Source organism: Neobacillus solisequens (assembly GCF_051233465.1).
GTDB lineage: Bacteria > Bacillota > Bacilli > Bacillales > Cytobacillaceae > Neobacillus.
The window spans coordinates 65,373-77,316 of the sequence record NZ_JBKFGJ010000006.1; the positions used below are offsets into that span (position 1 = coordinate 65,373).

General features: G+C 38.2%; 7 protein-coding genes. 1 reads left to right on the forward strand and 6 read right to left on the reverse strand.

All coding sequences use genetic code 11. The features are described from left to right. Positions 1 to 73: 73 nt before the first annotated feature. The 6 genes from ACI3K6_RS07855 to ACI3K6_RS07880 all read right to left on the reverse strand — a co-directional run bounded on the left by ACI3K6_RS07855 (position 74) and on the right by ACI3K6_RS07880 (position 10,291). Positions 74 to 1,351: a nucleotide sugar dehydrogenase gene (locus ACI3K6_RS07855; protein ID WP_435554390.1), complete on the reverse strand. Its 1,278-nt coding sequence runs from the start codon at positions 1,349 to 1,351 to the stop codon at positions 74 to 76. Between the two features lie 107 nt (positions 1,352 to 1,458). After that, complete coding sequence (gene wecB, locus ACI3K6_RS07860) at positions 1,459 to 2,607, reverse strand: non-hydrolyzing UDP-N-acetylglucosamine 2-epimerase (RefSeq protein ID WP_435554391.1); 1,149 nt, start codon at positions 2,605 to 2,607, stop codon at positions 1,459 to 1,461. A 27-nt stretch (positions 2,608 to 2,634) separates the two neighbouring features. Next, positions 2,635 to 3,942, reverse strand: a complete 1,308-nt coding sequence (locus tag ACI3K6_RS07865; protein WP_435554392.1) for a glycosyltransferase — start codon at positions 3,940 to 3,942, stop codon at positions 2,635 to 2,637. Continuing rightward, the gene (locus ACI3K6_RS07870; protein WP_435554393.1) at positions 3,896 to 5,164 is read right to left on the reverse strand and encodes a glycosyltransferase family 4 protein; all 1,269 of its coding nucleotides are present in this window, start codon (positions 5,162 to 5,164) and stop codon (positions 3,896 to 3,898) included. Before ACI3K6_RS07870 ends, ACI3K6_RS07865 begins: the two co-directional genes overlap by 47 nt. Positions 5,165 to 5,807: 643 nt before the next feature. Beyond that, on the reverse strand, positions 5,808 to 7,649 hold the full coding sequence (locus ACI3K6_RS07875) for a SpoIID/LytB domain-containing protein (RefSeq protein WP_435554394.1): 1,842 nt from the start codon (positions 7,647 to 7,649) through the stop codon (positions 5,808 to 5,810). A 305-nt stretch (positions 7,650 to 7,954) separates the two neighbouring features. Continuing rightward, positions 7,955 to 10,291, reverse strand: coding sequence for an Ig-like domain-containing protein (locus ACI3K6_RS07880; protein WP_435554395.1), 2,337 nt, complete (start codon positions 10,289 to 10,291; stop codon positions 7,955 to 7,957). A 249-nt stretch (positions 10,292 to 10,540) separates the two neighbouring features. Here ACI3K6_RS07880 and ACI3K6_RS07885 point away from each other — a divergent pair, with 249 nt between their 5' ends. Then, on the forward strand, positions 10,541 to 11,611 hold the full coding sequence (locus ACI3K6_RS07885) for a C40 family peptidase (protein ID WP_435554396.1): 1,071 nt from the start codon (positions 10,541 to 10,543) through the stop codon (positions 11,609 to 11,611). Positions 11,612 to 11,944 lie beyond the last annotated feature (333 nt).

Below are 11,944 nucleotides of genomic sequence, written 5' to 3' on the forward strand. Positions count from 1 at the left end.
AAAAAATATGTAAGTGCTGTTAAGGATATCATCACCATCTTTAACAACACTTACACACATAGGTTTACTCTTTTTAAACTAAGATGCCTTGTTTTCCAACAGCTGAATAAAGGTTACCAAAGTTGATATATTCCACATCACTTGGTGCGTTTTTCACGATATTTCTAGTATCAAAGATTCGTTTATTATTCATGCCTGCTAATTTAGCAAACTCTAGCTCTTTAAATTCGTTATGATCCGTTAAGATTAAGATTAAGTCTGAGTTGTTTACAGCTGCTTCGAAATCTTCTACGACAAAGTCATTTTCTACGTGCGGATCAAAAGCTCTAACTTCATAGTTTCCTTGAGTTTTCAGCTCTTCATAGATTTCCATTGCTGGACTCTCACGAATATCATCCACATTTCCTTTGTAAGTCAATCCAAATACTGTTACAACTTTACCATTTGTATTTTTCATTAAGCTGTTTACGTTTTCTACTACATATTCCGGCATTGAAGTATTGACTGTACGAGACAAGTTAATGATTTGGGCTTGTTCAGGTGCTTTTGCCACAATAAAATACGGGTCAACAGCCAAGCAGTGTCCACCTACTCCTGGTCCTGGATAGTGAAGGTTGACACGCGGATGTTTATTAGCCATTTCAATTACTTCTAAAGCGTCGATTTCGAGGTGATTACACACTTTCGCTAATTCATTTGCTAAAGCAATGTTCACATCACGGAATGTATTTTCCATTAGCTTGGACATTTCTGCTGTTTTCGAATTTGTTTTAATAATTTCACCTTTAACAAATGTGCTATACACCATAGCGCCAGCTTCTGTACATTCAGGTGTAATACCGCCAACAATACGATTGTTGTAGATTAACTCATGAAGGATTTGGCCAGGTAAAACGCGCTCTGGGCAGTGAACAAGGAAAACATCCTTACCAATCACGAAGCCTGCTTCTTCCACTAGTGGTTTCACATAATCATCCATACTTCTAGGAGCAATCGTTGATTCTACGATCAAAACGTTCCCTTTTTCTAAATAAGGAATAACTTTATTAACAGCACTTAACACATATGATAAATCACAAGATTTGTATTCATCGTCATTATTTGGAGTTGGAACAGCAACAATAAAAGCATCAGCTTTTTCTGGTGTAAGTGTTGCACGGAATGTTCCCTTTGCAATGACCTCTTCTAATGCTTCTTGTAAACCCGGCTCTTCAATATGAATTTTACCTGAATTCAACATTTCAATGACTCTTGGGCTGATATCTACACCCACTACTTCAACATCGTGCTTTGCAAACATAATAGAAGTTGGTAATCCGATATATCCTAAACCTACTGTACAAAGTTTCATAGTATAATTCCTCCTGGAGTTTTAATAGCTTATCAAACATCAATCTATATAAAAAATGGTAGATTTGAGAATTCCTTTTCCCTTACAAAGTCAATCAATTACAGGCTTTATTGTACATTGAAGTCGGTTGGTTTTTCAACACTATAACCAAAATGGAATAAAATAGCATCTACAATCCTCTTAGAAGCTTGTCCATCGCCATATGGGTTGGAAGCTTTCGCCATTTGATCGTGAGCTGCTTGATCAGATAGCAGTTCATCAGCAAGATTGTAAATTACTTCTTCTTCTGTACCCGCTAATTTAAGAGTACCTGCCTTTACGCCTTCCGGACGCTCTGTCGTGTCTCTCAATACCAGAACGGGAACTCCTAAGGATGGCGCTTCCTCCTGAACACCTCCTGAATCGGTCAAGATTAGATAGGCTTTTGAGGCAAAGTTATGAAAATCAATGACATCTAATGGCTCTATCAAGTGTACACGGTTGTTATCGCCAAGGATTCGATTGGCGATTTCCCGAACGACTGGATTCATGTGAACCGGATACACGACTTGTATATCCTTGTGCTTGTCAACAAGTCTGCTGATGGCACGGAACATATTCTCCATCGGTTTGCCGGTATTTTCACGGCGGTGTGCCGTCATTAACACAAGTCTGTCTTCACCCAGTTGCTCTAAAATCGGATGAGTATAGCTATTTTTAACAGTGGTCTTTAAGGCATCAATCGCTGTGTTTCCTGTTATATAAATATCCTTTTCCTTTTTATTCTCAATGGTTAGATTTTGCTTAGATTGTTCTGTCGGAGCAAAATGCAGATCGGCCAATACGCCAGTTAACTGGCGGTTCATTTCTTCTGGATACGGTGAGTATTTATTACCCGTCCTGAGTCCAGCCTCCACATGTCCAATTGGAATTTGATTATAAAATGCCGCCAAGCTGGCCACGAACGTTGTAGTGGTATCACCATGAACCAACACAATATCTGGTTTTACATCTTGCATGACTTTATTTAATCCCTCTAAACTGCGGGTAGTGACATCGATTAAAGTTTGACGGTCTTTCATGATATTTAAATCAAAATCAGGCGTGATTTCGAAAATATTCAATACTTGATCCAGCATTTGACGATGCTGTGCCGTTACAGTAACAATAGATTCGATTTTATCATTATATTTTTCAAGCTCCTTCACAAGTGGAGCCATTTTAATTGCTTCTGGCCTAGTACCAAAGACCGTCATAACTTTTAATTTGTTTTCCATGGTAGCCTCCAATTTTTACTATTGTTATTAAATATAAGCCTCTTGTATCGACTCGCTATTGTAATAGACTTCCAGTAAATTCTTTTGCTCGTTTTCCCAATTATATTTGCCGCTGGCTCTAAGCGAGTTACGCTTCATTTCACTATGCTCTTCAGGATGGTCTAGAAGCCAATTTACACCATTGGCAATCGATACAGGGTCGTGTGAATCAACCTTAACTCCTGTTTGATCCCCCTCAACCACTTTTTGTATCTCAGGAAAACTGCAGGCTACAACAGGAATGCCCGCCATCATATATTCAAATAATTTATTTGAGGATGCTGAATAATGATTAAAACAAACATTATTGAGAACTTGAAAACCTAAATAAGCATTTCTTGTATATTTCGGTAGTTCGGCAAGCGGCACTTTTGGAAGAAACTTCACCTTGTCTTCCAGCTGCATCTCTTGAACCATTGCTTGCAGTTCTTTTTTTATTTTTCCATCACCAATCAACACAAGGATTCCTTCCTTAAACAGTGGAACGGCTTGGACAAGTTTGTCCAATCCTCTGCCAGTTTGGATCCCGCCTTGATAAAGCAGAATTTTTTCATACTTAGGAATGCCTAAGATTTCATGTAAATCCACTTTTTCATCGCTTTGAACCGTTTGTTTAAACGGGTAGTTATGAACGACATGCGGATAAAAACCATATAAATCTTCATTATATTTTGCCCTAGTATGGTTCTCCACAATCATTTCATCGATTCTTTTAATGAGAAAACCCTCCAGCTTGCCGTAAACAGGACTGGCATATCCAGTACGGCTGGTTTGGACCTCATGTGAATCGTAAATCAGCTTCTTCTTTTTGAAACGCCACTTTGAACAAATATAACCTTGTGGCAGTGTATTTAAATCATTTGAATGATAAATATCATAGTCCTTTTGGAGTCCTTTTAAAATCATACCGAGGATCAAGCTGCCTTTTACCCATATCGCCTTCAATTTTGTTTTCAACAAAACGACCAGTAAGACCGTAAGGATGGAAAACACAATCGGGGATGCATAAATCAACAAGGCCCACAAGAGCACTATAAGAGCTCCAACCACTTTATTTTGTTTGGAGTACCTAAAGAGTTTTTGAACCATTTCCAAAGGAATCGGGTAGCGTCTTAACCGATGCACTCTGAAACGATCATTTTTTTGTTCAAATCTTGGCAAGTTTGGGTCATTTGGATCATGGATACATAATAAATCCACTTCGTACCCGGCCTCTGATAACGCGGTACATTCACGTAAGACCCGGGCATCATTTGTGAAGTGATTCCAGACGAACATGCAAACCTTCTTTGACATCTTCACAATCATTCCTTTGTTCAATTAAGATTGAATCATCCATATATTCTAATAAACTATAAATATTAGTTTCAAAATTAAACTTTTCATAGGTTAATTCCAGCGCATTTTGAGCCATTTCTTCTCTTAAATGCCTGTCCTCAAGTAATCGTTTTATCTGCGAGAAAATAACTTGCGGGTCACTGTCATTCATGGCAACTCCCACTTTTTCGCTCTCGATTAATTCTTTGGCATAACCGTCCAATACGCCTATAACGGGTACACCACAAGCCAGATAATCAATAATTTTACCTGGCAAAACCGTTTTAAATACTTCTTTATCTTTTAACGTTACCAATCCCAAATCATGATCAGCAATGACCTTTAGGCACTGCTTTTTCGTCATAGGCTTGATGAACTGGACATTTTTATGGTTTTTTACCGACTCTAGCACCTGGTTCTTATTTACACCATATCCGATAATCGTCAACTGTGAATCATAACCCGCTAAAAGAGGTACAAGTTGATTGATTAACTCGGTATTTTGTGCAAGGCCCAAATTTCCGGCATAAACAATTTTCCTAGTATCGGATTCTTTTCTGATGGATTGTGCTATTTCATCATTGGCGACGCCATTTGGAATAAAGAGGATTTTAGATTCTGAAATTCGGGCTTTTTTCTGAATGTACTCTTTAAAGCCTAAGCTGTTGATCACAATTTTGTCTGACCGTTTATAAAGCATTTTTTCTAAAACGCCAAAACTCTTTAACACAAGGGGATTCGCAAACACGCCAACTCCCTTTAGAGATTCAGGCCATAAATCACGAATATCCAAAATAAAATTACTTTTGTATCTATATTTAGCAAAAAGCCCAACTAGTCCAGTAAAAATAGGAGGAGATGTAACAATAATATAATCGTATTTATTTTTATCTTTTAAAATGTGCAATATAAACTTAAAAGCTATTTCCAAATAATAAAATAAACGATTAAAAAAACTTGTGGAATACTTTCTGTTTCTAATTCCAATTCGCTGAATACGATCATCTTGATCATTTAATGACTCTTCATCCCAAAATTCTTCTCTCTCATAGATCTTCTTATTTGGGTAAGAAGGCTCAGTTGTCAAAATGCTCGCATCAAATTGATTGTCTCGCAACTGGATATATAGGTTTTTAATCCGATTTGCGTGACTTCCTATCTCCGGATAAAAATGTTGGGATATAATTAATACCTTTTTCATAGTATTTCCCCTTTTATTGATCCCCTTTATTATATCTCTACTGTGCTTATATAATTTGGCTCTGTTAAACTTGTCTGTTGATTTCCGCTCCAATCAACAGAGTGTAAAAAAATCAACACTGTTCTTTAACACAGCCTATAATTTAAAAGCAACTTTCATACATAATATTACACGCCAAAAGTTATAAAGAAAATAGACCCAAACAATTTACATTCAATTCCCAGTTAAGAAATTTCTGATTACTTCCAATTTATTTCCATGTTCACCTATTCACATTTCAATATAATAACTATTTATGATACAAATATTCGTAAATCTAAATAATTTTGTTTAAAAATAAAATCTAATGGAACAATAACATCATTATAATGATGTTATTGTTCCATTAGATTTATATGCGGTTAACAAAAAAATACGTATTTACAACAATATTTTACATATTTTTTCAAAATGTATCACCCTTTTTAATTAGTCAAATATTATGCTGACCAAAAAATAGTGTATCACTATTTCCGGGGGTGGTAAAGAGCGAAAATTGTCGAAAGATGTCGAATATGTAATTATAAACCTATTCATAACTATAGATCAAAATGTATAAACAAACTGTCCTTTCCCTCTAGATAGAAAGGACAGTCCCAATCTTTTATGGTTGGTAAATAAAATTATAGCCGCCCGTAATTTTTGTGTACGTTATGTGGTTTGGAGCTATTTGAGACCAGCGGAAATACCAATCATTGTTGATTTTCACAGCTTGCACTTCACGCCCGTTAATCACAAATAGTCCGTTTCCTTTATCCGTGTATGGCATTTTCCATACGTTTACGGCTGTCCAATGAATATGGGTGGCACCGTCCTTGCTGTATCCCTCTTTAAAGGAAGTGCCGTTTAATTGAATCGTTATCGGTTTATAATAGATGAAATTATATCCGCCATTTATTTTTTCGTAGGTGATTTTCCCCGGAGCTAGCTGGGACCATTTAATATACCAATCATTATTTATGTTTGCTGCTTGTACCTGAATTCCGTTGATTACAAATAACCCGTTCCCTTTATTGGTGTACGGTATTTTCAATTGATCTAAGGCTGACCAGTGAATATGGGTGGCTCCATCCTTGCTGTATCCGTTTTTAAAGGTTACTCCGTTTAATTGGATATTAATGGATTGGTAAGTCGTTGGTTCCAAATCCGGTGAAACGGTTTGACTATAAGCCTTAGTCAATGCTGTTCCAGGATAATAGAAGGTTAAAATGCTTTTATATAATATTCCTGCATTAGCACGGTTATTGGCTCCATGCTGGCTTAATCCAATTCCGTGGCCGTTTCCTGACCCCTTAATCGAAAAAGCTGAGGTCGTTTCGGTAACACTCGAAATTAACGTGCTCGGAATGATGCTCCTGCCTATGATATCCCGGACCTGATCGGCAATGACGTTTGTCTTCTTCACCGTTTGCAGGACCAGCTTGCCTGTTGAATCCCGTTTATCTTTTACGAAAAAAGTGATGGTGAGATCGCCTCGGATGGCTCTGCCACTGCTGTCTTTTTCATAGAAGGCCACTTTTGGTATGGAGACCATTTTGATTTGTTTATTGCTATAACCATTGTTGTTTAGCCAAGCTTTGATGTTTTTAGATATCGTTGGATCTGTCTCATTGATTTTATCCCACCAAAGTTCTGGGTGGCGCAAATCCACAGACGTTATATACATTTGCTTCTTATGAATAACCGGGTTCCATGTAAGTTTCGTATCATACGTGTCTTTTTTAATAGGAAAGTACGGAAGAGCCGGAGACCCGTATTCGTTGTAGTTGTTCTGTGTCATCCCGCCATTGGATGCAGAGAATAATGCTTGGATTACAGCCCCGTTATAGGTAAGAATTTCACCTGCTGTTTCCTGTGTAGCTGCTGTAGAATTCGGATATAATTTTGAGGTTCCTTCATAGGCTTGGTAGTTGGCTGGCGAATCATTGATCACCTTATCTTTAGAATAGTAAGCAAAGGATCGGGCAGCCACGGCCTGAGATTTAAGGGCTTCTTTATTCCAGGAAGCATACATCTCTGCCGGTACGACACATTTTATGTAGTCCTCAAGGTAAATAAGGTTCACGACACTCACATATATGGAGTTCTCAACTGAAAGCTTGAAGTTTCCTAAGTAATCGCGGTTATTTAACAGTGCATGGTCATTTCGATTGGATGAGGAAATGGTAAGCGTTGTGGCCGATGCCAGCTTGGTTGATCCATCATAAACGCTGACAAGACCAGATGCCACCTTTAGTGTATACGTTTTAGAAGTGCTTAATCGGTACGATTTTTCTTTGATATAATACGTTCCCGATACCTTCATCGAAATACTAGTCTTATTTTTTAAATAGTTTACTAGTTTTACCTGTAAGATTGGTTCTTGTGCAGCGGCTGCTGATGTCATATTCGGGGCCAAGCCTAGCAAGACACATGCAATGACGAACATTGTGAGTAGTTTTTTCATCATAAACTCCTTCCTATTTTGGTTTTTCGACTTGCCTTTCCGGATTCTTGGAGAATCCGACATTATTCTCTATTACTATATGTTACCATATTTTTTTTTTTATAGAGTGTTATTTGATTGGAAAGACCACCAGTTGAAAAAAACCCTGCTACTCTTGCAAGGTTTTCTTCATTTCTATTAAAAATTTAAGGGGAATTTGTCCTTCATCCTGATCCCCCAAACGATAAGTGGTGCCCCTTTTTTAATTTGAATTTTTGTAACAGCCATTAAAACAGCCACCTGAAATGTCAGGTGACTGTGCATCCTTATTTTGTGTATATAAAGTTATAGCCGCCAGTGATTTTTTCATACGTAATTTTCCCTGGGGCGATTGTGGACCAACGGAGGTACATGGCACCGTTGATAGATTGTCCATTTACGGTACGGCCTTGAATATCGAATACTCCGTTCCCTTTATATTTATAAGGGATGTTAAACGTATCCAGTGCTTTAAAATGAATATAAGTGGTGCCCCCGCCCGTATATCCTTTGGTAAAGTTCACACCGTTTAGCTGGATGTTTACCTGTGTATAGGCAGCCGCTACTAGAACCTTTGCGGAGCTTTCATTATAGGCCTTATCTTGTGCGACCACTGTAATGATGGTTCCTGCCTTTTGCTTTGCGATTGGGATAGAGAACGCTCCAGTCTTATCCGCAGTGGCACTGCCAATTTTTGTGGTTCCTACTTTTGCGGTTACACGGGCATATGCTTCTGTTGTCCCTTTGATCACGGTCGCTCTATCGGTCACTGTCGCTACTTTTGGGACTGCCGGAGGTGTTACATCATTACCGTCCTTGTTCAAGGTCGTATAGGTGATATTCGCTCCTTTATCTTTTGGAATCGTTAAGCCTACTGCTGAACTATACGTTGTAACAATGGATCCCCCGCCACGCAGGCTTGCTGAATTACCGGAATAAATCCGATCCTTTAATGAATTGAAAAAAGTATCCCCCTTAAACCCATATAAACCGGTTGATTTTTTCAATAATAGAGCAATCCTAAAGTCAGTCATTAATTTTCCAAAAGTAATATTGGAATCAATATACTTTTTAGCCACATCTTCTACTGCTTTATAGTTATTATTTGGATCTCTGAGAATTTCCTTGAAAATTCTATCCCCTTGACCACTTTGCTTTTTAATATATTGACCAAATAAATAGGACAGTGAGTAGTTTGCTAGTGTATCGCCGTAATTATCCCAGTATAATAAAGAATGACCGCTTTTAATAGACGAAGACATATTATAGTAGTCAATCCGGTCGCTCAGCCCTTTTCCGGTGTAAATTTGCTCCGCAGCCATTGCAAGGCCTTCATCGAGCCATGTGTCCATACCGGTGCTTGATTTTTCAATTAAAACATTTTGGTTAAAATTGACCATATGTTGAAATTCATGTGCCAAAGTTTCATATGCTTCGGTTACGTCTTTGGTAGCGCCAATGCCCATAGCCGGGTAGGTATCAATGTAAAAAATCTCTGATTTATTGGAGTTGGACGTATTGTATAAATCACCCGCCCAAAAATAGCCAGCTACATACCCTCCGCTGCCGTTAAATCCGTCTTGAATGTCATAGCAAAGGATATTGACTTTTCCATCATTGTTTATATCTGATTCTTTTCCAAAATTGGTGGTGACTGATGAATAGATTTTATTGTCAAATTCGGTACCAAGCTTGGTGGCGGCTGCCGTTGTAATCTGATTATTATAAACCCAAACATTCGCTTTCGTACCGCTATAGGCCAGTTTAGCAGAAATTTGCGAGTTTGTATTGTCGACCAGGTTAGTTACCCAAAAACTCTTGGCTTGTCCCACCATATATTTTTCCGGAATAAAGTTGGTGCTTTTTTTGATTTGATTGTCTTGATTGTTTGGAATATTAAATGGGATATTTACATCCATTTTATAGACGCCTGGCTTTGCATTTTGATCAAATGTATAATTCATATTTTTCAGATTGAATACACCTGTTGATTGTTTTGATAGACTGGTAGATTCATTGTTAATAACTGCATATTTGTCAGCCTTAGTGGTGCTTCCGGTATAGTAAGGGTTTGCTACTTTGAACGTTGTGACATCTGAATAATAGGAGTCATTAGTTGATGATGATAAACCCAGCCTAATATAAATATATGGTTGATTTGTATAGTTGGATTTTAACAGATGTGAATTTAGATAGGTAGCTGAAGTTCCTTCGGTATCAAATTCGGTATTTTCTACTGGTTTTAAAGTATTCGATTGATTCGTATAGAACTCGACCGTTACGATGCCATCCTTGGAATATGAATACTGAGAATAATAGCGTAGTTTCGCATTAAGATAGTTTGTCCCATAGGATGAGGTAGTAACTTTGTCAAAATAAATCATATGGTATCCACCATAGCTATCGTATAAGGTCTTAACAAAACTACCCTCTCCAATTAATGGATAATTTGACGGGTCTTGATAGTCAGCCTGGGTTGATAACGATGGCCTTGGTGCTTTATCTACTGTTTTTGCATTCAAATTCTTCGTGGGCAACTGTTGGCTTTCTGGTGCTTGAGCATAGCTGACTGTCGGTAAAATTAGCAAAACTGTAAGGATGATTGCCAGTGTTTTTTGAAACATTTTCTACCCCTCTCCCTCTTCTATATGTTTCAGTAAAAAATTACCATAATTCTATATTACTAAAATACCAAGCAATTCGCACTATAAAATGATAAATTCTTTTATTATTTTCCTCATTTTTACCAGTTTCTTATTTATCAAGTCTACTTATTTGCTAAATTGGGCAATTTTTGTAAAATTATTTAGAAACACTTGAAATCTATGGTAAAATAAAGAGAAAACTGTAGAAATCGAGGTGATTATTCCTAAATGAAGAAGAAAATTGTTAGCACTCTTTCGACAACGGCTGTATTATCTACTCTTTTTTCGGGAACAGCTCTCGCAGATACATATAAGGTTCAAAGTGGCGATACCCTTTCGGAAATTGCCTCTAACTATCATACTAGTGTTACAGAATTGAAGAAATTAAACAATTTAAACACTAATCTGATTTATGTGAATCAAGTGCTTCAGGTATCAACTAATACGCCAATGGCAACTAAGACTTCGACTGCTCCCGTTGCCAAGACAACCGTACAGACCTACAAAGTGGTCAAAGGGGATGCGCTGATTAAAATCGCGAACCGCTTTAACGTGACGGTAGGTGAATTACAACAATGGAACAACATTAAAGGAACGGTCATTTATGTGGGACAGGTTCTTAAGGTATCGCCCGCTGCTCAAACAGTTACGAAGCCAAAACCGCAAACTCCAGCACCGAAACCCACAACAGGGACAAGTGCCAATACTACCATTTATACTGTTAAAACCGGCGATTGCTTAAGTAAAATTGCCATTCAATTTGGGATGTCCATTCAGGAATTGAAGTCTCTTAACGGCTTGAAATCCGACCTGATTTATGTTGGGCAAAAGCTGAAGGTTACAGTAAAAACTGCGTCTGGAGGTTCCACTACTACAGTCACAACCTCACCATCAAAGCCAACAGTAACTACGGGTTCTTCAGTGACAGATGCACAAGTGGCCACTAATATGATTACTATAGCCAAAAGCTTAATGGGCGTGCCTTACGTTTGGGGAGGCAGCACCGTTTCCGGATTTGACTGCAGCGGCTTCATCTATTACGTCGCCAATCAAGCAGGAAAGGTAATAGGCCGCTATTCAGCAGCCGGCTATTATGACCGGAGCTATTACGTGAACAACCCAAAACCAGGCGACCTCGTCTTTTTCGAAAATACATACAAACCAGGAATCTCCCACATCGGCATCTTCCTGGGGAACAACCAATTCATCCATGCAAACGATGGAACTGGCGTCACTATCTCAAACCTATCAAGCCCCTACTACGCCCAGCACTTCTCAGCCTACAAACGGCTCTACTAAACAAAATCCAGCCTTACCTTATGGTACGAAGGCTGGATTTTTTTGTTTTGAAACACTTTTCAAAGTTTAGCTAGCTTAATGATAACAAAGTGGTAGTTTTGGTGACAGGCACCTTTTTTTGCATTTTAAAAAGAGCCGGTTGTTCCACTTATTTAGGATTGAAATATAAATGGTAGTGCTCTATGTCTCTTTGCGCATGTTGAGTATATATCGACTACTCGGGCTGCATTTTTTTGGGTATAATAAAGGAATATGGATTTTTTGATGTAGAAGGGGGTCGCGGCCTTGGAGGCGTTTGAGGGACAAGAGGAAATACAAGGCCTGGCGGAGCAG

Excerpts from the sequence above, each read along its gene's own strand:
- ACI3K6_RS07855 (WP_435554390.1), bottom strand. The coding sequence starts at position 1,351 with ATGAAACTTTGTACAGTAGGTTTAGGATATATCGGATTACCAACTTCT.
- wecB (WP_435554391.1), bottom strand. The coding sequence starts at position 2,607 with ATGGAAAACAAATTAAAAGTTATGACGGTCTTTGGTACTAGGCCAGAA.
- ACI3K6_RS07865 (WP_435554392.1), bottom strand. The coding sequence starts at position 3,942 with ATGTCAAAGAAGGTTTGCATGTTCGTCTGGAATCACTTCACAAATGAT.
- ACI3K6_RS07870 (WP_435554393.1), bottom strand. The coding sequence starts at position 5,164 with ATGAAAAAGGTATTAATTATATCCCAACATTTTTATCCGGAGATAGGA.
- ACI3K6_RS07875 (WP_435554394.1), bottom strand. The coding sequence starts at position 7,649 with ATGAAAAAACTACTCACAATGTTCGTCATTGCATGTGTCTTGCTAGGC.
- ACI3K6_RS07880 (WP_435554395.1), bottom strand. The coding sequence starts at position 10,291 with ATGTTTCAAAAAACACTGGCAATCATCCTTACAGTTTTGCTAATTTTA.
- ACI3K6_RS07885 (WP_435554396.1), top strand. The coding sequence starts at position 10,541 with ATGAAGAAGAAAATTGTTAGCACTCTTTCGACAACGGCTGTATTATCT.